Genomic DNA, 19,340 nt, shown 5'->3' with positions numbered 1-19,340 from the left:
GTAATGCCCGACGATTTGCGCAAGGTAGAACAACGTTGAACCAGAGCCCTTGAATGGGCCCAGCACGATTTGCATTGCGGGAGAAACCAATGACAAAACCCCATACCAACGGGCACAGCGCCGCAGGCGAGACCACAAAGGGCAAGGGCCGCAGGCTCCGCTCCCAGGAATGGTTCGACAACCCGCACAATCCGGGCATGACCGCGCTCTATCTCGAGCGCTATCTCAATTACGGCCTGACCCGCGAGGAATTGCAGTCGGGCAAGCCGATCATCGGCATCGCACAGACCGGCAACGACCTGTCGCCCTGCAACCGGCATCACCTCGAGCTCGCCCACCGCGTCCGCGAGGGCATCCGCGCCGCCGGCGGCATCGCGATGGAGTTTCCGACCCATCCGATCCAGGAGACCGGCAAGCGCCCGACCGCGGCGCTCGACCGCAACCTCGCCTATCTCGGCCTCGTCGAGGTGCTGTTCGGCTATCCGCTCGACGGTGTCGTGCTGACCACCGGCTGCGACAAGACCACGCCGGCGTGCATGATGGCGGCGGCGACCGTGAACCTGCCGGCGATCGTGCTGTCGGGCGGCCCGATGCTCAACGGCTGGCACGAAGGCCAGCGCACCGGCTCCGGCACCGTGGTGTGGAAGGCGCGCGAACGGCTCGCCGCGGGCGAGATCGACTATGAGCAGTTCATCGAGATCGTGGCCTCCTCGGCACCCTCGGTCGGTCACTGCAACACGATGGGCACCGCTTCCACGATGAATTCGCTCGCCGAAGCGCTCGGCTTCTCGCTGCCGGGCTGCGCCGCGATCCCGGCGCCCTATCGCGAACGCGGCCAGATCGCCTACGAGACCGGCAAACGCATCGTCGACATGGTCTGGGAAGATTTGAAGCCGTCGGACTTCCTGACCCGCGAGGCGTTCGAGAACTGCATCGTGGTCAACTCCGCGATCGGCGGCTCGACCAACGCGCCGATCCACATCAATGCACTGGCGCGCCATGTCGGCGTCGAGCTGTCGATCGACGACTGGCAGAAATACGGCCACGACGTGCCGCTGCTGGTCAACATGCAGCCGGCGGGCTTCTATCTCGGCGAGGAATATCACCGCGCCGGCGGCGTGCCCTCGGTCGTACGCGAGCTGATCAAGCACAAGCGCATCCATGAAGGCGCTCTCACCGTCAACGGCCGCACCATGGGCGAGAATTGCAAGGAAGCGCCGAAGCCCGACGGCGACGTGATCTGGGGCTACGACAAGCCGCTGGTGAAGGATGCCGGCTTCATCGTGCTGCGCGGCAATCTGTTTGATTCCGCGATCATGAAGACCAGCGTGATCTCGAAGGAATTCCGCGACCGCTATCTGTCCAACCCGAAGGACCTCAACGCCTTCGAGGGCCGCGCCGTCGTGTTCGAGGGCCCGGAGGACTATCACGCGCGGATCGAGGATCCGGCGCTCGACATCGACGAGCACTGCATCCTGTTCATCCGCGGCACCGGCCCGATCGGCTATCCCGGCGGCGCCGAGGTGGTGAACATGCAGCCGCCGGCGGCGCTGATCAAACGCGGCATCCTGTCCCTGCCCTGCATCGGCGACGGCCGGCAGTCCGGCACCTCGGGCTCGCCGTCGATCCTCAACGCCTCGCCGGAGGCCGCGGCCGATGGCGGGCTCGCGATCCTGAGGAGCGGTGACAAGGTGCGCATCGACCTCAACAAAGGCAGCGCCAACATCATGATCTCCGAGGATGAGCTGCGCACCCGCCGCGCCGAGCTGAAGGCCAAGGGCGGCTTCCCGCACCCGGCCAACCAGACGCCGTGGCAGGAGCTCTACCGCCAGACCGTCGGCCAGCACGCCACCGGCGCCTGCCTCGAGCTCGCGACGCGCTACCACGACATTGCCGGCAAGGTCGGCGTGGCGCGGGACAATCACTGAAGCATCAACCGTCATTCCGGGATGGTGCGTAAGCACCAGACCCGGATTCTCGAGATTCCGGGTTCGCGCTGCGCGCGCCCCGGAATGACGGGCAAGAGGAAGGGAAGAAAAGCATGTCAGACAGACTGAAGGGCAAACGCGCCGTTGTCACCGCCGCGGCGGCGGGCATCGGGCGTGCATGCGCGATCGCATTCGCCCGTGAAGGCGCGACCGTGATCGCCACCGACATCAACGAGAGCGGCATCGCCACGCTGGGCAAGGAAGGCATCGCCGAGACCGCGCGGCTGGACGTTCGCAGCACGGCCGATGTCAACAGCTTCGCCAAGCGTGTCGGCAAGATCGACATCCTGCTCAATGCGGCGGGCTTCGTGCATCACGGCACCATTCTGGAGTGCTCGGACGAAGACTTCGACTTCTCGTTCGATCTCAACGTCAAGTCCATGCACCGGACCATCAAGGCGTTTCTGCCTGCGATGCTGGCAGGCGGAGGCGGCAGCATCGTCAACATTTCGTCCTGCGCGGCATTGCGGCCCCCGGCCAATCGCTACGTCTACAGTGCGTCGAAGGCGGCGGTTTCGCTGCTCACGCGCGCGGTCGCGCTCGACTTCATCACCCAGGGCATCCGCTGCAATGCGATCTGCCCCGGCACCGTCGAGACGCCCTCGATGCTGGAGCGCGCGGCCGCCGCGGGTCCGGACGGACGCGAGAAGTTCGTCGCCCGCCAGAAGATGGGCCGGCTCGGCACCGCCGAGGAAATCGCGGCCATGGCGGTGTATCTTGCGAGCGACGAAGCGGCTTTCACCACCGGCGTCGACATGGTCGTCGACGGCGGCTTCATGCTCTGACGGGCACGCAAAGGCATTCAGCATGAACAAAATCGATCTCAACGGCCGCTGCGCCGTCGTCACCGGCGGCGCGCAGGGGTTCGGCCGCGCCATCACCGAGCGCTTCGTCGCATCCGGCGCCAAGGTCGCGATCTGGGATTTCGACCAGCCGCTGGCGGAGAAGACCGCGCGGGCGATTGGCGAGAACGTGATGGCGATCAAGACCGACATCGCCGATCCCGATGCGGTCGACGCCGCGCGCGATCAGACGCTCAGGGCATTCGGCAAGATCGACATCCTGGTCAACAATGCCGGTATCACCGGCGCCAACAAGCCCGTCTGGGAAACCGATCTCGACGACTGGCGCCGGGTGATGCGCATCAATCTCGAGGGTCCCTTCATCTGCTGCAAGGCGATCGTGCCGACCATGATCGGCCAGAAATACGGCCGCATCGTCAACATCGCCTCGATCGCCGGCAAGGAAGGTAACCCGAACGCCGCGCACTATTCCTCGTCGAAGGCTGGCCTGATCGCGCTGACGAAATCGCTCGGAAAGGAGCTCGCGCAGCACGACATCCTGGTCAATGCGGTGACGCCGGCCGCGGCGAAGACCGCGATCTTCGACCAGATGACGCAAGCCCATATCGACTTCATGCTGTCGAAGATTCCGAAGGCCCGCTTCGTGCAGGTCGAGGAACTGGCTTCGATGGTGGCTTGGCTGGCTTCGGAAGACTGCGCCTTCTCGACCGGCGCGGTGTTCGACATCTCGGGCGGCCGGGCGACGTACTAGCTCGCCCGCTTCGCCGGCTGCCGAAGCGCGGCGACCAGGTGATCTGCCAAGAGTGATGCCGCGCGCGACAGCTTTGGCGCGCGGTGCAGGCGGATTTCGGCCCGCGGCAGCCGCGGCATGCCATCACGCGCCGTCAGGCGCCGCAGCGCCGGCGGAAAGGTGCCGGACTTGACCACGGTCACAGCGAGGCCCTGCGCCGCGATTGCCTCGACCGCAGACAGGCTATGGCTGACAAAGGCGAGCCGCCATGGCCGACTCGCTTCGTCCAGCGCCTGCATCGCCCAGCTCCGAAACAGGCAGCCCTGCGGATAGAGCGCGACCGGCAGCGGATCCATTTCTTCGACACGATGCGATGCACTGGCGGCCCACACCGCCTGCTCGGTGCGCAGCAACTCGCCCTCGCCGCGCCCTTCCGGATGCATCGCGATCACGAGGTCATAGGCTTCGCCGAGCCGGTCGGGCATCGACGATGTCAGCCCGGTCTCCATCTCGACCTGGATCAGCGGATAGTTGGCGACAAATTCCTTGAGCAGCGGCGGCACGATCAAAGTGCCGTAGTCATCCATCACGCCGAGGCGAACCTGCCCGTCGGTGCCGTGCTCGCGCACCCGGCCGATCGCTTCCGCGTTGAGGCTCAAGATGCGGCGGGCGTAACCCAGCAACCCTTCGCCGGCTGCGCTGAGGTCGACGCTGGATGTGCTGCGGTGAAACAACTCGGCCTGCAGCCGTTCTTCCAGCCGCTTCACCTGCATGCTGACGGCGGATTGGGTCCGGTTCAGCGCCGAGGCGGCCCGGGTGAAGGAGCGATGGTCCGCCACCGCGACAAAGGCTTGCAGCAGATCCGGGTCGAGGACGGGCGCGCTCATAACAAATCTTGATTTTAATCATCATATTTATTCCATTCCATGGATACCTCCCCTTCCCTAGGTTGCGCAAGCGAAACAGAGGGATCGATCGGGATGGGCGAAATCTGGGGCGTATCGGCCGCGGTGTTGTCGAGTGCGATCGGCGGAACCTCGATCGGAGCGACGCGGTTCCTGGTCGGCGCGATCGATCCATTGGCGATCGGCGCGTTCCGGTTCGGCATCGGCGTCCTGCTGCTGCTGCCGCTCGCATTGCTACAACCTGGAAGCTGGCCGCCGCGGCGCGACTGGCTCGGTGTCACCGGCCTCGGCCTGCTGTTCTTCGCGGTGTTTCCGATCCTGTTCAACGCCTCGCTGATTTTCACGACTGCCGCGCGGGGCGCGCTTGCGCTCTCGACTTTGCCGCTGCTGACCATGCTGGTCGGCGCAGCGCTCGGTGCCGAGCCACTCACCGCGCGCAAGGCCACGGGCGTGCTGGTCACCATCCTTGGTGTCGCGATGGCGCTGCTCTCCGGCCTTGCCACGGCTCCGCCGGACGCCTGGCGCGGCGATCTCTTGATGGTCGCGGCCGCGCTTTGCATGGCGCTCTACAGCATCTGGTCGAAGCCCTTCATCCGCCGCTCCGGCCCGATCCCCTTCACCACGCTCGCGATGGCTGCCGGGGCCGTGGTCCTGATCGCGGCCTCGCTGCTGCGCGGCAGTTTTGCGCCGGTCGCGGAGTTTGGCGCGCCGCAATGGTTCGGCGCGACCTATCTTGGCGCGTTCGGCGCGGCGCTCACCTTCTATCTCTGGGCCTTCGCGCTGGAGCGGACGACGCCAACCCGGGTGGCGATCTCGGTCACCGTCAATCCGATCGCGGCCGCGCTGGTCGGTGCGGTCCTGCTCGGCGAGCCGCTGAGCTGGAATCTTGTCGCCGGGATCGTCACCGTGTTTGCCGGCATCTGGATCGCGACCACGCAGCCGCACCAGGCTCGCGTGGTCTCACCGGAGACATCCTGACCCGCGACCAAGCACCCGCAAAGCCGCCGCCGAATCCGTGCTAGCCTGAAGGTCATTCCCGAGCGAACCCAAAGGGCGGCACGCCATTGAACATTTCCCTCTACGACGTCTCCGTCTGGGTCCTGCCGCTGGTCATCGCGATCACGTTTCACGAAGCCGCACACGGCTTCGTCGCCCACCGGCTCGGCGACGACACCGCCTGGAAGCTCGGGCGCGTCAGCTTCAACCCGCTGAAACATATCGACCCGTTCGGCACGCTGATCCTGCCGGCGGTGCTGCTGTTCGCGCATTCGCCGTTCCTGTTCGGCTACGCCAAGCCGGTGCCCGTGAGCTTCCGCAAGCTGAACCATCCCAAGCTCGACATGGTCTGGGTGGCGCTGGCCGGCCCGGTCACCAACATCATCCTGGCGACCGTAGCGGCGCTGGCATTCCACGCGCTGCCATTGGTTCCGGCAGATGCGGCAAAATGGACTGCGGACAATCTGAAAAACGCGTTCCTGATCAACATCGTGCTCGCGATCTTCAACATGATGCCGATCCCGCCGCTGGACGGCGGAAGGGTCGCGGTCGGGCTGCTGCCGCGGCCGCTGGCGATCCCGCTGGCCCGGCTGGAGCCCTACGGCATGCTGATCCTGATCGGCCTTCTGATCCTGCTGCCCGTGATTGGCAGGCAAGTCGGCCTAAATCTTGATGTTATTTCAACGATACTGCGAACTCTGACCGGCTATGTGATCAATGCCCTTCTCCTCATTACCGGAAACACATAGCCTTTGATTTGGCGCATGATCTGACCGGAATTCGGTGCCAATCTCCGGATCATGCGTAGGGACAGGAACGCTTCGAGGCCATGGTGATCAAAGCTGCCGATATGCTGATTGCACGACGCGCCGACACGCGTGCGCGGGCTGACTTTGCAACCTGGAAGATGATGGCGAAGCTGAACGGCGCTTCTGCTTTGCCGCCCGAGGCGCAGAATTTCCTGGCCATCTACAAGAGGCTGCTGGAGCAGATGACCGACGCCGAGGCCAGCGAGGCGACGATCCAGGAGATGTACCGCACCTATTATGCGGAAATGGGCGGCGCCGGAAAGGCGCCCGAGGTTCCGGCGCGCACGCGCGAACCGGTTGCCGACACCGGCAACGTCACCGCGTTCCGCCGCCTGCCCGCCAAGAAAGCGGCCACATCGGACCCGAACGCCAAGCGTCCGATGCCGGTGGCGCTGATCTTCGCCTGCCTCGTCGTGGTCTACGTCGCGATCCGCTACTACTGGAAATAGCGCCGCCCGCGCTTCATCCCGTTCGACACATTCATGACAGACACGCGAACGCCGCGGCATCGCGTCGCGCGTCATCGGCCATTCAATCACCGCGGCGTGGAATATCGCGCGCGCTCGATCGAAGCAGCGCCCTAGGCGATGCGCCCGATGCCGGGCATAATGCGGAACTCAAAAAACAAAATCATACTGGAGGGAAGATGAAGCGTTCCATTGCAGCCCTGGTCACGACAGCCCTGGCCGCGACCACGAGTCTCGTGTTCGCCGGCACAGCGTCGGCGCAGACGATGGACAAGGTCGCCAAGGTCGGCGCGCTTGGCGATCAGTCCGGACTCTATCAGGATATCGGCGGTCCCGGCTCGACGGTCGCGGCGCAGATGGCAATCGAGGATTCCGGGCTGCTGGCCAAGGGCTGGAAGATCGATTTGATCTCGGCCGACCACCAGAACAAGCCGGATGTTGCGGTCAATATCGGCAAGCAGTGGATCGATGTCGAGAAGGTCGACGTGTTCGTCGATCTGGCGGCGTCCAATGTCGGGCTTGCGATCGCCAACCTCGCCAAGGAGAAGAACGTCGTCAATTTGAACTCGGGCTCTGCCTCGTCCGACCTCACGGGCGCGCAGTGCTCGCCGAACACGGTGCACTGGGTCTACGATACCTACATGCTCGCCAACGGCACCGGCAAGGCGCTGGTGAAATCCGGCGGCGACACCTGGTTCTTCCTCACCGCGGACTATGCGTTCGGCCAGGCGCTGGAGCGCGACACCTCGAATGTCGTCACCGCGAATGGCGGCAAGGTGCTCGGCAGCGTCAAGCATCCGCTCAACAACGCAGACTTCTCGTCCTTCCTGCTGCAGGCACAAAGCTCGAAGGCCAAGATCGTCGGCCTTGCCAATGCCGGCGGCGACACCACCAACGCAATCAAGCAGGCCGCCGAATTCGGCATCGTCTCGGGCGGCCAGCGGCTCGCCGGCATGCTGCTGTTCATTACCGACATCAATGCGCTCGGCCTCAACGTTGCGCAGGGCCTGAACTTCACCGAGACGTTCTACTGGGACATGAACGATCAGACCCGCGCCTTCACCAAGCGCTTCATGGAGCGCTTCAAGAAGAACCCGCCGACCATGGTGCAGGCCGGCGTCTATTCGTCGCTGATCCACTATTTCAAGGCGCTGGAGGCACTCGGCGGCAATCCGCATGACGGCCGCGCCGTGGTCGCCAAGATGAAGGAGCTGCCGACCGACGATCCGCTGTTCGGCAAGGGCTCAATCCGCGTCGACGGCCGCAAGATCCACCCCGCCTACCTGTTCGAGGTGAAGAAGCCTTCGGAGTCGAAATATCCGTGGGACTATTACAAGCTGATCGCGACGATCCCGGCGGATGAAGCCTGGTTGCCGCTCGAGAAGAGCGTCTGCCCACTCGTGAAGAAGAGCTGAGTACCCGTCATTCCCCGATGCACAATTGCGCATCGGGGAATGACGACAGCTACTTCTTCGGTTTGTTGAACGTGACGGGAAGTGTGAAGGAGAACTGGTCCTCGGTCAGTCCGGCCGGCGGCGCCGGCACCGGATCGGAGCGGTGGACCATCGAGACCGCTGCGTCGTCGAACGCGGCATCCCCGGACGTTTCCATCACCGCAACGGACAAGACCTTGCCGAGGCGATTGAGCACCAGGGCAAGCTTCACCTTGCCCTCCTTGGTCTTGCTGTTCTCCGGGAATTTCTTGTGCAAGTCGAGATAGGCGCTGATCTTCTTGCCCCATTTGGCGGTCAGCGCGAACTTGTCCTTGCCGATCCCGGGATTGGGCGCCTTGGTCGTCTCCGACTGACGCGAAGCGTCTTCCAGCTTGGTTGGCGATTGGTCTTGGTGCTGCTCGGCGGCCTCGCTCGTCTCGGTCTGAACCTTGGCGACCTGCGCCTCGTCCTCCTTCGGCTTCTTGCTATTGTCTTCCGTGACGAGGCGATCGGCGTCCTCAGTTTCGGTCGGCTTGGCCTGCGGAAGATCGGTCTCCTTGACCTCCGCCTTCTGCTGGGTCATTTCCGGCGAAGCTTCCTGCGCACGGTCCTCCGGTCCAGGGGGCGCCGGGTTATCCTCGTCGGTCGCGGACGCAAGCTCGACGGCGTACTCCGCGCCGGCAGCACCAAGCCCCTCGTCGCCGTCGTCGCCGCGCAAATTCGTCAGCGCCAGCGCCGCGCCGCCCAGATGCAGCCCGACCGCCGTCACCGCGGCGATCACCCAGAGCCGCTTCGACGTCCGCAGATCGAGATCGGGGTTGGTGGACATCGCTGATCGCCGTCAGGGTTTGGCCGGCTCGGCCTGCGGGGCCGCGGGCGCGCCCGGCACGCCCTCGAGCGCGACCAGCTTCACATGCGTGTAGCCGCCGGCGCGCAACAGCTCCATGACGCCCATCAGCTCGCCATAGGGCACCATGCGATCGGCGCGCAGGAACACGTATTTGTCCCGGCTCATGTCGGGCACCGCATCCAGCGAATTGATCAGGTCGGCCCGCTTCACTGCGTTCTCCCCGATCGCCAACGTCAGGTCCGGCTTGATGCTGAGATAGGTCGGCTTGTCCGGCTTCTTCTGCGGCGTCGCGCTGGAGGTCGGCAGATCGATCGGCAGGTCGACGGTCGAGAGCGGTGCCGCCACCATGAAGATGATCAGCAGCACCAGCATCACGTCGATGAACGGCGTGACGTTGATCTCGTGGGATTCCGCGAAATCGTCGTCGCCGTCGTTCTCGGAGATCGAGACTGCCATCGCCTACTCCGCCGCGGCGGCGCGCCCGTGCGCGCTGCGCGGAACCTCGCCGGGAATGCTGCCATGGGTGCGATCGAGATCGCGCGACAGCAGCCGCCCCGCGGCGCCCGAGGCGCGGTTGACGAGCTCGAGATAGACCTTCGTGACGCGCGAGAAATGGTTGTAGATGATGACCGCGGGGATCGCCGCGACGAGGCCGATCGCGGTTGCGAGCAGCGCTTCCGCGATGCCCGGCGCCACCACGGCAAGGTTCGTCGTCTGCGACTTCGAAATGCCGATGAAGCTGTTCATGATGCCCCAGACGGTGCCGAACAGGCCGACGAACGGCGACGTTGCGCCGATGGTCGCGAGCAGGCCCATGCCGATGCGGATCTTGCGGGCTTCGGCGCGCACGATCTCGGCAAAGCTCGAGGCCGCGCGTTCCTTGATGCCGGCATCGCTCGAGATGCCCGCCGACAGGCGCCCCTCGCGCATCGCCGCGCCGATGAACGACGACAGCACGGTGCCCTTGGCGCCTAGCGCGAACTGCGCTTCGGCGAGCGAGCGCGATTCAGCGATCTTGGCGAGCGCGCCGCGCAGCTTGCTTTGCGCGACGGTCAGCTCGACCATCTTGGCGATGAACACCGTCCAGGTCACGAGCGATGCGAACGCAAGACCGAGCATCACCGCCTTCACGATGATGTCGGCGTTCAAGAACATATTCCACGGCGACAATTCGTGCAGGCCGGTCGCGGTCGATTTCAGCGCCTTGCCATCGCCGCTCGCAGGCGCGCCCGATGACACATCGAGCGCCGCCGGTGCCGGAGCCGCAGCGGCCGGTGTCACCTGTGCTTGCGGCGCTGCGGTCGCCGGCTGGGCTGCCGGCGCGGCCTGAGCAGTAGCAGGCTGGGCCGTCGCAGGCTGAGCCGCTGCAGGCTGCACCGCCTGCGGTTGGGCCACGGCTGCGGGCTGGGGCCGGGTCACGGGCTGCGCGGCAGGCGCCGTTTGCTGCTGCGCCGAAGACGGCGCGGCCAGCAACAGCATCGCCAGCGAGGCGATCATGGCGGATGCAACGGGGAACTTGAATGTCATCATCAGTTACACTTCAGCCCAGTGACGGATCAGGTTGTGATAAATCCCGGTCAATTTGACCGTTTCAGGGTCATCGCGCCCCAGCCGCTCCACCAGAGCCTGGATCGCGGTGTCGAGATCAAAGATCAGGCTGCGCGCGTGGGCATCCCGTACCATGCTCTGCAGCCAGAAAAAAGACGCTACCCGGGTCCCCCGCGTGACCGGCGTGACCAGATGCAAGCTGGACGCAGGATAAACCACGAGATCGCCTGCCGGCAGCTTGATTTCGTGCGATCCGTAGAGGTCTTCGATGACGAGCTCGCCGCCATCATAGTCTTCCGGCTCCGATAAAAACAGTGTGACCGACAGGTCGGTGCGGATCCGCAAGCCCGTCAGCCTGTCGCCCCGCACCGCATTGTCGACATGCAGGCCGAAATGGTGCCCGTCGCTTGCTGCGTAGCGGTTGAACAAGGGTGGAAAGATTCGAAGCGGGATCGCCGCCGAGATGAAGCGCGGGCTTGCCGACAGCGCCGACAGGACCCGGTTGCCGAGCTGCCGCGCGACCTCGCTGTCGGGCGGCAACTGCTCGTTGCGCTTGACCATCGCGGAGGCAGCCCCCGCGGTCGAGCGGCCGTCTTCCCATTCGGCTTGCTCCATGATGCGGCGGAAGTCCGCCACATCAGCCTTGCTCAATACGTTGGGAATACAGACCAGCATCTTGTGCCGCGAGGCCTCCGTCAGTAACGCGCAGACACAACCAGATACGCAGCGCGTCCTGGCGCCTCGAGCACGAAGGGTGCTGCGCTCTGGTACAGCGCGTCGTAGTAACGCTTGTCGAAGATGTTGTTGACGAACAGCTTCATGGTCCAGTGCTTGTCGATCTTGGCCTCGGCAAAGGCGTCGAAGCGCCAGTAGCTCGGGATCGACGTGCCCTGGTTCGCCGCCAGCAGCGTGCCGCCATAGACCTTGGAGCGGTACACCGCCTGCCCGCCGAGCTCCCACATGTCGGTGAGCTGGTACTTCGTCAACATGCTGAACGACTGATGCGCGACGTTGGCGAGCGGCAGCCCGACATTACTCGAATACAGGATCGTGTTGGCCGGCGGTGCCAGTGACCTGGTCACTTCCGATTGCATCAGCACGAGGCCACCGAACACGCTCCACTTGTCGGTGATCTTGCCGCCGACACCGAGATCGATGCCGCGGATGCGATAGGCTGCACCCGCCGTGATGCAGGAGACGTTGCCGGTCGTTCCGGCCGGATAGACGCAACCCGGGATCGCCGCGGCTGCGGTGGTGCTGCCGACGTTCTGCGCTTCGCGCGCGTTTTCCTTCTCGGTCTGGAATAGCGCGGCCGTCACCAGGAGATGCCGGTCGAACAGCTCCCATTTGGTGCCGACCTCGATGGCCTTGTTCTTCTCCGGCCCGAAGATCTGGGTATTGCCGCCGTTGAGAACCGGATTGATGCCGCCATAGGCGGTGCTGGTGCCGTCGAACTCGGCGCCGACAGGGTTGGACGAGGTCGCATAGGCCGCATAGACGCTGCCGTTCGGCAGCGGCTTCAGTGTGAGGCCGACGTTGAAATTCGGCATCCCGAAATCGGCCGACTGCTTGCCGAATGTGCTGACGCCGTTCACCGTGCCGTATCCGGACGTCGTGAGCTGGTAGTCGTCGTAACGGACGCCGCCATTGAGAATGACGAAATCATTCCAGTTCGCGGTATCCATGACGTAGCCGCTGACCGTGTCGATGCCGATCTTGGTCGCCTGACCGGATAGCCCTGACGGAATCTGGAACGGAATGTTGGTGTATTGCGGATTGAACACGCTAACGCCGGAGAGAGATCCGCTTCCCGTGAAAGCCGATGTGCCAGTCGTCACTTCGGAGCTCAGCCCGAGATATTTGTCGATCGAAGACCGCTCGTTGTCGTATTCGACGCCGGCCGTCGTGGTGTGCTTGAAGCCGAGACCGTCGACCGACTTGTAGGTCGCCTCGGTCTGGTTGGCGAACACGTCAGTGACCTGGTAGCGGCTCTGCGGATTGAGGCTGAGCGTCGAGGCCGAGAGCGGATTGGTCAGCACCGGCGATTCCGGCAGCGTGCCGATGTAGTTCTGGGTCGAGCGCGACTCCCGGATCTTGTTGCTGATCACGAGGTCAGGCGTGACCTGCACCTCGGCGTTGATCGTGCCGATGTCCTGCCCGGTCCTGAAGAAGTCGCGATTGACGAAGCCGTAGAAATTATTGCGGTTGACGCCGAAGTCCGGGAACGGGCCGCCGGCCGTGCTCGCGGTGCTAGGCCGGTAGTACGGCACGCCGAAATCCGGGATGCCGGTGAGCTCGGTGTGGATGTAATTGCCGGTGATCTTCACCGCATCGACCGGGTTCCACGTGCCGGCGACGAACGCGCCGTCGCGGTTGTCGGTGACGTAGCTGCGGCCGGCGACGCCGGCATCCTGGAACAGGCCGCCGGCGCGGATCGCCAGCGTCGGGCTGATCACCTGGTTGACATCGAGCGTCACCCGCTTGGTGCGATCGGTGCCGAACGTGGTGTCCATGTTGTAGAAGCTGTTCTCCGTCGTCGCCTGCTTGGTGACGATGTTGATCGCGCCGCCGGTGGTGCCGCGGCCGGCAAAGGACGAGCCAGGGCCGCGCAGGATCTCGACCTGCTCGGTGAAGAAGTTCTCGCGGACGCTGACGCCGGCGTCGCGCACACCGTCGATGAAGATGTCGTTGCGGGCATCGAAGCCGCGAATGAAGAAGCGGTCGCCGAACGCGTTGCCGCCCTCGCCCGTGCCGAGCGTGACGCCGGCCGTCGACAGGATTGCGGACTTCAGCGAGGTCGCGTTCTTGTCCTCGAGCACGTCCTTGGTCAGCACCGTCACCGACTTCGGCGTATTCAGGATCGGCTCGGGATATTTCCCGGATGCCTGCAAGCGGTCGCCCTTGTACGGCGCGGCCGGATCCGCGTAGCGGTCGCGGTCAGCGGGAAGACCGCCGGCGTTGGGAAACGGCACCGGCGCCTGCTGGGCCTGCTGGTTGGTGCGGCGTGCCGCGCGGCGCAGCGCGTTGCGGGCGCGGACCTGGTCCGACGTCGGCTTGGAGGAGACGGGCCGCGGGCGCGCGACCGGAGCATCGACATTCACCGGCGGCAGGTTGGTCTGCTGCGCTTCGGCGCCCGAAAACGACGCCACCGCGATCAGGCTCGCGACTGCGGAGACCTTCGTGGCGGAATAACCCGTATCATCAGCCGAGCCGATTGCTGCTTCGAAGCGCAGCGATCTCGGCGCCTTCACATTGCTCATTGTCTTGCACGCCCCCAGAAACCAAATTCGTCGCGAAATCTCCTGCGACGAACTGTCTCCTCCGGTTATCGAGCGTGACCTTTTTTATCAATGCGATCAGCGCCACAGTTTGCTTGAATCGCCCCAGTTCAAAGGGATTCTAATCTGTGGTTTGAAATCGTTCTAAACTCTAGTTTTTAAGCGTTCTAATAACGATTCTAAACTGCGGCCGACAATCACTCGGCGCTTGGCGGCTTCATCAGCGAAAACAGCTCGTCGATGGTCCGCTGCGCGACCTGCCGCACACGGTCGCTGTTCTCGAGGCCGGCAATATTGACGCCGTTGACGACCGCTTTGATCTCGTCGCGGAAGTCACTGAGAAAACGCAGCGGGTCGCGCTGCTCGTTGGCGACGCGCGCGATCAATCCAGTGACCAGGATCTGGCAAGCCATCATGCGTCCGTTCAACTCATCCATCGCGGCCCTCATCCTCTCGCATCGTCGCTGCGCGATATGAACGACATCCCGCGGCGTTTCAACCGCGTCGCGCAAGCCGCGAGCCGATGAAGGGGTCGAGCGCAGGACTGCGCGCTACCAGACGCGCGCTATTTCGCGGCGATGTGCTCGGCGTCCTCGCCAAGCGCCTTGATGCGATCCTTGACCTCGCGAAGCGTGGCGAGGCCGCTTTCGACATGCCGGTCCGAGACGTCGCGCAGCACGTCGCCGGCGATCGCATCGCGCAGACTGTCGAGATCGTCGACGAGGCGGCGCCCGGTCCTGGTCAGGAACAGGCGATTGGCGCGGCGATCCCTGGGGTCGGGACGGCGTTCGAGCAGGCCATGCTCGACCAGCCGGTCAAGCAGCCGCACCAGCGAGATCGGCTGCAATTCGAGGACGTCGGCAAGGTCAACCTGGGACAGTCCTTCCTGCTCACGCAGACGGAAGAGCACGATCCATTGAGCGCGGGTGGTGCCTCGCGCCTTGGCGCGATGATCGATATAATTGCGCAGCAGCCTGGAACTCTCGACGAGCTGCGCAATGAACTGGCGTTTGAGGTCGAGCGACATAGGGGTCCTCGGTGCGTTTTCCAGCCGGAATGTTTCTGCTCGTTTCTGACCTAAACCTTTCCAAATGTTTAGGATTCTCAAGCCTTGGTGTGTTTACACATTAAGTGCACGCATATTATATCCGCAAGCTCTGTGAACCGTTTCGATCGCCCTTTATTGTTACGTCGAACCCAAGAGTCCGCATGTCAAAGTCACGCACCATCGGTTGGGTTTTAGTGATCGCTGCGGTTGGCGCCGCCGGTTATTTCGGCTGGCAAAAATATTCCGACAACAAGCTGGCGGCTGAGGCTGCGCAGAAGCGTGCCGCCCAGCAACGTCCGGCCGTTCCGGTCAAGATTTCGCCGGTCGAGAAGGCCGACTTCCCGGTCTACCTGACCGGTCTCGGCACGGTGCAGGCGTTCAACACCGTCCAGGTTCGCACCCGGGTCGACGGCCAGATCACCAAGATCGCTTTCAAGGAAGGCCAGTTCGTCAAGGCCGGCGACACGCTGGTGGAGATCGATCCGCGGCCTTATCAGGCGACGCTCGACCAGGCCAAGGCCAAGAAGGCCCAAGACGAGGCCAACCTCGCCAACGCCAATCTCGACCTGCAACGCTACACCAAGCTCGGCGAGTTCGCGACCCGCCAGCAGCTCGACACCCAGCGCTCCACCGTGGCCCAGCTGACGGCGCAGATCGCGGCCGACGAAGCCGCCATCTTCAACGCGCAGACCCAGGTCGACTACACCACCGTCAAGTCGCCGATCGACGGCATCGTCGGCCTGCGACTGGTCGACATCGGCAACATCGTCAACGCCTCGGCCCAGACCGGCATCGTGACGATCACCCAGATCGAGCCGATCACCGTGATCTTCACCGCGCCGGAAGACCAGCTGCCCGACATCAAGGCGGCGCTGGCCGTGGCGCCGCCCAAGACCATTGCCCTGACCACCGACGGCAAGCGGGTGCTGTCGACCGGAACCCTGGCGCTGATCAACAATCAGGTCGACACCACGAGCGGGACTGTCCGGCTGAAGGCGGTGTTTGATAACAAGGACCATGCGCTGTGGCCGGGCCAGTCGGTCTCGACCCGGCTCCTGGTCCGAACCTTGAAGGATGCCACCGTCGTGCCGGATGACGCGGTGCAGCATGGCACCGAAGGCCTGTACGCGTATTCAGTCAATCAGGAGAACAAGGCCGAGCTTCGCAAGTTGAAGGTCAGCCAGTCGATCGACGGCAAGTCGGTGATCGACGAAGGCCTGTCGCCGGGACAGCAGGTGATCACCGCGGGCCAGTACAAGGTCTCGCCGGGAACCCTGGTGACGACGGCGGTGGCGAGCTCGGACCAGTCCCAGTCGAAGGTTACGCAGGAATGAGCGACGGAATATCCGCACCATTCATTCGCTTCCCTATCGGCACCTCGCTGCTGATGGCCGGCATCCTGTTTGTCGGCCTCGTTGCCTATCCCCTGCTTCCGGTGGCGCCGCTGCCGCAAGTCGACTTCCCGACCATCCAGATCACCGCGACGCTCCCGGGCGGCAGCCCGGAGACCATGGCGAGTTCGGTCGCCCAGCCGCTGGAGCGCCAGTTCGCGCAGATCCCCGGCATCGCGCAGATGACCTCGACGAGCTATCTCGGCACGGCGTCGGTCACGATCCAGTTCGACCTCAACCGCTCGATCGACGGCGCCGCCAACGACGTGCAGGCCGCGATCAACGCCGCCAGCGGCCAGTTGCCGAAGAACCTTCCCTCGCCGCCGACCTATCGCAAGGTCAATCCGGCGGACGCGCCGATCATGCTGCTGTCGGCGACATCAGACACGCTGCCGCTGACCACGGTCAGCGATTCCGTCGACGCCCAGCTTGCGCAGCAGATCAGCCAGATCTCCGGCGTCGCGCAGGTCATCATCGGCGGCCAGCAGAAGCCGTCGGTCCGCGTCCAGATCGACCCGGCCAAGCTGGTCGCGAAGGGCCTGTCGCTGGAGGACGTCCGCGCAGCGATCAACATCGCAACCGTGGACAGCCCGAAGGGCAATATCGACGGCGCCACCCGCGCCTACACCATCTATGCCAACGACCAGTTGCTCACGGCGGAGCCCTGGAACGACGTCATCATCGCGTACCGCAATGGCGGACCTTTGCGGATCCGCGACATCGGTCAAGCCGTGACCGGGCCGGAGGACGCCAAGCAGGCTGCCTGGGCCAACGGCAAGCGCGGCGTGTTCCTCGTCGTCTTCAAGCAGCCCGGCGCCAACGTCATCGACACCGTCGACAAGATCAAGGCGGCGCTGCCGCGGCTGGTCGCAGCCATTCCACCGGCGGTCAAGATCGAGGTCATCTCCGACCGCACCACCACTATCCGCGCCGCGGTGGAGGACGTCCAGTTCACCCTGATGCTGACCATCTTCCTGGTCGTGATGGTGATCTTCGTCTTCCTGCGCAGCTTCTGGGCGACCGTGATCCCTGCCGTGACGGTGCCGCTGGCGCTGCTCGGCGCCTGCGCGCTGATGTGGATCTTCGGCTACACGCTCGACAATCTATCGCTGATGGCGCTCACGATCGCGGTCGGCTTCGTGGTCGACGATGCCATCGTGATGCTGGAGAACATCAGCCGCTACATCGAGGAAGGCGAGCGGCCGATGGCGGCCGCCTTCAAGGGTTCCAAGGAAATCGGCTTCACCATCGTCTCGATCAGCATCTCGCTGGTCGCGGTGCTGATTCCGTTGCTGCTGATGGGCGGCATCATCGGCCGCCTGTTCCGCGAATTCGCTGTCGTGCTGGCGATGACGATCTTCGTCTCGATGTTCGTGTCGCTGACGCTGACGCCGATGATGGCCTCGCGCTTCCTGCGCGCCCACAACGAGGAGAGGCACGGCCGTCTCTACAAGCTCAGCGAGCGCGGCTTCGACGCCATGCTGCGCGGCTATCAGAGCGGGCTCGACCTTGCGCTGCGCTGGAAGTTCACCACCCTGATGATCTTCTTCGCGACGCTGGCGCTGTCGATCTACATGTTCGTCATCATCCCGAAGGGCTTCTTCCCGCAGCAGGACGTCGGTCTGATCACCGCGACCTCGGAGGCCAACCAGGACATCTCCTTCGCTGAAATGAAGGGCAAGCAGGAGCAGCTCAGCAAGATCGTGATGCAGGATCCCGGCGTGGCGACGGTTGCGATGGCGATCGGCGGCAGCGGCCGGGCCGGCAACAACGGCAACATGTTCATCACGCTCAAGCCGCTGAACGAGCGCGATGCCAACGCGCAGCAGATCATCGCTCGCCTTCGGCCGAAGTTGGAGAAGGTGCTCGGCGCCCGGCTGTTCATGCAGGCCGCGCAGGACGTTCGCCTCGGTGGCCGCCCGACCCGTACCCAGTTCGAGTTCACGTTGCAGGACGCCAACCTCGCCGAGCTGAACGAATGGGCGCCGAAGATCCTCGGCAAGATGCAGACGCTGCCGCAGCTGCGCGACGTCGCCACCGACCAGCAGACCAACGGGACGACCGTCGAGCTGAAGATCAACCGCGACACCGCCTCGCGCTACGGCATCCAGCCGCAGCTGATCGACGACACGCTCTATGACGCGTTCGGCCAGCGCCAGGTGACGCAGTACTTCACCCAGCTCAACAGCTACCACGTCATCCTCGAGGTGCTGCCGGAGCTGCAGGGCTCGATCGACACGCTGAACAACATCTACATCAAGTCGCCGCTGACCGGCGAACAGGTGCCGCTGTCGACCTTCGCGAAATGGACCACCGTGCCGGTGCGGCCGCTGTCGATCAGCCACCAGGGCCAGTTCCCGGCGATCACCATTTCGTTCAACCTGGCGCAGGGTGTCGCGCTCGGCCAGGCGACCGAAGCAGTGCAGAAGGCCATGATCGACCTTGGCGCCCCGCCGACCCTGAGCTCGAGCTTCCAGGGCACCGCGCAGGCGTTCCAGCAATCGCTGTCGACCGTGCCGCTATTGATTCTGGCGGCGCTCGTGGTCGTCTATTTGATCCTCGGTATCCTCTACGAGAGCTACATCCACCCGATCACCATTCTGTCGACGCTGCCCTCGGCCGGCGTCGGCGCGCTGGCGATCCTGATGGCCGCGGGCTTCGACTTCTCGCTGATCGCGCTGATCGGCATCATCCTGCTGATCGGCATCGTGAAGAAGAACGGCATCATGATGGTCGACTTCGCGATCGCCGCCGAGCGCGACCAGCACATGGAGCCGGTGGCGGCGATCCGTCAGGCTGCCCTGCTCCGCTTCCGCCCGATCATGATGACGACGATGGCCGCAATGCTCGGCGGCGTGCCGCTGATGCTCGGGACCGGCACCGGCTCCGAAATCCGCCAGCCGCTCGGCTACGCCATGGTCGGCGGCCTGATCGTCAGCCAGGCGCTGACGCTGTTCACGACGCCGGTCGTCTATCTCTATCTCGACAGGCTCTCCAATGCGTTCGCGAATTGGGGCCGCTCGCCGCGCGCTGACCACGACGCCGACGATGGCGAAGACCGATCGGTCAAGCAGGCCGCCGAGTGACTTGACTT

Annotated in this window: 17 protein-coding genes; 9 read left to right on the top strand and 8 right to left on the bottom strand. The window is 64.3% G+C overall.

Annotated elements, in window-relative coordinates:
• The first annotated feature begins 89 nt into the window (after positions 1 to 89).
• The 3 genes from CK489_RS24720 (at position 90) to CK489_RS24710 (ending at position 3,542) form a co-directional block, all read left to right on the top strand.
• Complete coding sequence (locus tag CK489_RS24720; protein WP_095734132.1) at positions 90 to 1,928, top strand: IlvD/Edd family dehydratase; 1,839 nt, start codon at positions 90 to 92, stop codon at positions 1,926 to 1,928.
• A 113-nt stretch (positions 1,929 to 2,041) separates the two neighbouring features.
• Positions 2,042 to 2,773 (top strand): SDR family oxidoreductase, encoded by a 732-nt coding sequence (locus tag CK489_RS24715; RefSeq protein WP_050627011.1) that lies wholly within the window; start codon positions 2,042 to 2,044, stop codon positions 2,771 to 2,773.
• A 22-nt stretch (positions 2,774 to 2,795) separates the two neighbouring features.
• Positions 2,796 to 3,542 carry an SDR family NAD(P)-dependent oxidoreductase gene (locus tag CK489_RS24710; RefSeq protein ID WP_095734131.1) on the top strand — a complete coding sequence of 249 codons (747 nt, stop codon included), beginning with the start codon at positions 2,796 to 2,798 and terminating at the stop codon, positions 3,540 to 3,542.
• On the opposite strand, the gene CK489_RS24705 is transcribed toward CK489_RS24710, so the two are convergent.
• Entirely contained in the window at positions 3,539 to 4,408 is an 870-nt protein-coding gene (locus tag CK489_RS24705; RefSeq protein WP_050627013.1) for a LysR substrate-binding domain-containing protein, read from the bottom strand. The genes CK489_RS24710 and CK489_RS24705 overlap by 4 nt on opposite strands.
• Positions 4,409 to 4,501: 93 nt before the next feature.
• Between CK489_RS24705 and CK489_RS24700 the strand changes: the two genes are divergently transcribed.
• The 4 genes from CK489_RS24700 (at position 4,502) to CK489_RS24685 (ending at position 8,113) form a co-directional block, all read left to right on the top strand.
• The gene (locus CK489_RS24700; protein ID WP_095734130.1) at positions 4,502 to 5,404 is read left to right on the top strand and encodes a DMT family transporter; all 903 of its coding nucleotides are present in this window, start codon (positions 4,502 to 4,504) and stop codon (positions 5,402 to 5,404) included.
• A gap of 86 nt (positions 5,405 to 5,490) precedes the next feature.
• A complete protein-coding gene (locus CK489_RS24695; RefSeq protein WP_095734129.1) occupies positions 5,491 to 6,171 on the top strand; it encodes a site-2 protease family protein in 681 nt (226 codons plus the stop codon).
• Between the two features lie 101 nt (positions 6,172 to 6,272).
• Positions 6,273 to 6,680, top strand: coding sequence for a hypothetical protein (locus tag CK489_RS24690; RefSeq protein WP_050627083.1), 408 nt, complete (start codon positions 6,273 to 6,275; stop codon positions 6,678 to 6,680).
• A gap of 197 nt (positions 6,681 to 6,877) precedes the next feature.
• Positions 6,878 to 8,113: an ABC transporter substrate-binding protein gene (locus CK489_RS24685; protein ID WP_095734128.1), complete on the top strand. Its 1,236-nt coding sequence runs from the start codon at positions 6,878 to 6,880 to the stop codon at positions 8,111 to 8,113.
• Between the two features lie 49 nt (positions 8,114 to 8,162).
• Here the strand turns inward: CK489_RS24685 and tolA are convergent, their stop codons facing one another.
• From tolA to CK489_RS24650, 7 genes are all read right to left on the bottom strand, one after another.
• Entirely contained in the window at positions 8,163 to 8,960 is a 798-nt protein-coding gene (tolA, locus tag CK489_RS24680) for a cell envelope integrity protein TolA (protein ID WP_095734127.1), read from the bottom strand.
• A 12-nt stretch (positions 8,961 to 8,972) separates the two neighbouring features.
• The gene (gene exbD, locus CK489_RS24675; RefSeq protein WP_050627018.1) at positions 8,973 to 9,437 is read right to left on the bottom strand and encodes a TonB system transport protein ExbD; all 465 of its coding nucleotides are present in this window, start codon (positions 9,435 to 9,437) and stop codon (positions 8,973 to 8,975) included.
• Positions 9,438 to 9,440: 3 nt separating this feature from the next.
• Positions 9,441 to 10,511 carry a tonB-system energizer ExbB gene (gene exbB / locus CK489_RS24670; protein ID WP_095734126.1) on the bottom strand — a complete coding sequence of 357 codons (1,071 nt, stop codon included), beginning with the start codon at positions 10,509 to 10,511 and terminating at the stop codon, positions 9,441 to 9,443.
• 3 nt (positions 10,512 to 10,514) lie between these two features.
• Positions 10,515 to 11,204, bottom strand: a complete 690-nt coding sequence (locus CK489_RS24665; RefSeq protein WP_050627019.1) for a Fe2+-dependent dioxygenase — start codon at positions 11,202 to 11,204, stop codon at positions 10,515 to 10,517.
• Between the two features lie 20 nt (positions 11,205 to 11,224).
• On the bottom strand, positions 11,225 to 13,789 hold the full coding sequence (locus CK489_RS24660; RefSeq protein WP_095734125.1) for a TonB-dependent receptor: 2,565 nt from the start codon (positions 13,787 to 13,789) through the stop codon (positions 11,225 to 11,227).
• A gap of 215 nt (positions 13,790 to 14,004) precedes the next feature.
• The gene (locus CK489_RS24655) at positions 14,005 to 14,244 is read right to left on the bottom strand and encodes a hypothetical protein (RefSeq protein ID WP_050627020.1); all 240 of its coding nucleotides are present in this window, start codon (positions 14,242 to 14,244) and stop codon (positions 14,005 to 14,007) included.
• 128 nt (positions 14,245 to 14,372) lie between these two features.
• A complete protein-coding gene (locus CK489_RS24650) occupies positions 14,373 to 14,834 on the bottom strand; it encodes a MarR family winged helix-turn-helix transcriptional regulator (protein WP_050418810.1) in 462 nt (153 codons plus the stop codon).
• 182 nt (positions 14,835 to 15,016) lie between these two features.
• Here CK489_RS24650 and CK489_RS24645 point away from each other — a divergent pair, with 182 nt between their 5' ends.
• Positions 15,017 to 16,189: an efflux RND transporter periplasmic adaptor subunit gene (locus CK489_RS24645; RefSeq protein ID WP_050627021.1), complete on the top strand. Its 1,173-nt coding sequence runs from the start codon at positions 15,017 to 15,019 to the stop codon at positions 16,187 to 16,189.
• Positions 16,186 to 19,332, top strand: coding sequence for an efflux RND transporter permease subunit (locus tag CK489_RS24640; protein ID WP_095734124.1), 3,147 nt, complete (start codon positions 16,186 to 16,188; stop codon positions 19,330 to 19,332). Before CK489_RS24645 ends, CK489_RS24640 begins: the two co-directional genes overlap by 4 nt.
• The last annotated feature ends 8 nt before the right edge of the window (positions 19,333 to 19,340 follow it).

The sequence above is a fragment of the Bradyrhizobium sp. UFLA03-84 genome (assembly GCF_002289535.1).
Lineage (GTDB): Bacteria > Pseudomonadota > Alphaproteobacteria > Rhizobiales > Xanthobacteraceae > Bradyrhizobium > Bradyrhizobium viridifuturi.
Note: the sequence above shows the minus strand (reverse complement) of the source record. Positions and strands in the feature narration are given on the sequence as shown.

Bases quoted from the DNA above. Each gene is read 5' to 3' on its own strand.
- CK489_RS24720 (WP_095734132.1), top strand. From the start codon at position 90: ATGACAAAACCCCATACCAACGGGCACAGCGCCGCAGGCGAGACCACA.
- CK489_RS24715 (WP_050627011.1), top strand. From the start codon at position 2,042: ATGTCAGACAGACTGAAGGGCAAACGCGCCGTTGTCACCGCCGCGGCG.
- CK489_RS24710 (WP_095734131.1), top strand. From the start codon at position 2,796: ATGAACAAAATCGATCTCAACGGCCGCTGCGCCGTCGTCACCGGCGGC.
- CK489_RS24705 (WP_050627013.1), bottom strand. From the start codon at position 4,408: ATGAGCGCGCCCGTCCTCGACCCGGATCTGCTGCAAGCCTTTGTCGCG.
- CK489_RS24700 (WP_095734130.1), top strand. From the start codon at position 4,502: ATGGGCGAAATCTGGGGCGTATCGGCCGCGGTGTTGTCGAGTGCGATC.
- CK489_RS24690 (WP_050627083.1), top strand. From the start codon at position 6,273: ATGCTGATTGCACGACGCGCCGACACGCGTGCGCGGGCTGACTTTGCA.
- CK489_RS24685 (WP_095734128.1), top strand. From the start codon at position 6,878: ATGAAGCGTTCCATTGCAGCCCTGGTCACGACAGCCCTGGCCGCGACC.
- tolA (WP_095734127.1), bottom strand. From the start codon at position 8,960: ATGTCCACCAACCCCGATCTCGATCTGCGGACGTCGAAGCGGCTCTGG.
- exbD (WP_050627018.1), bottom strand. From the start codon at position 9,437: ATGGCAGTCTCGATCTCCGAGAACGACGGCGACGACGATTTCGCGGAA.
- exbB (WP_095734126.1), bottom strand. From the start codon at position 10,511: ATGATGACATTCAAGTTCCCCGTTGCATCCGCCATGATCGCCTCGCTG.
- CK489_RS24665 (WP_050627019.1), bottom strand. From the start codon at position 11,204: ATGCTGGTCTGTATTCCCAACGTATTGAGCAAGGCTGATGTGGCGGAC.
- CK489_RS24660 (WP_095734125.1), bottom strand. From the start codon at position 13,789: ATGAGCAATGTGAAGGCGCCGAGATCGCTGCGCTTCGAAGCAGCAATC.
- CK489_RS24655 (WP_050627020.1), bottom strand. From the start codon at position 14,244: ATGGATGAGTTGAACGGACGCATGATGGCTTGCCAGATCCTGGTCACT.
- CK489_RS24650 (WP_050418810.1), bottom strand. From the start codon at position 14,834: ATGTCGCTCGACCTCAAACGCCAGTTCATTGCGCAGCTCGTCGAGAGT.
- CK489_RS24645 (WP_050627021.1), top strand. From the start codon at position 15,017: ATGTCAAAGTCACGCACCATCGGTTGGGTTTTAGTGATCGCTGCGGTT.
- CK489_RS24640 (WP_095734124.1), top strand. From the start codon at position 16,186: ATGAGCGACGGAATATCCGCACCATTCATTCGCTTCCCTATCGGCACC.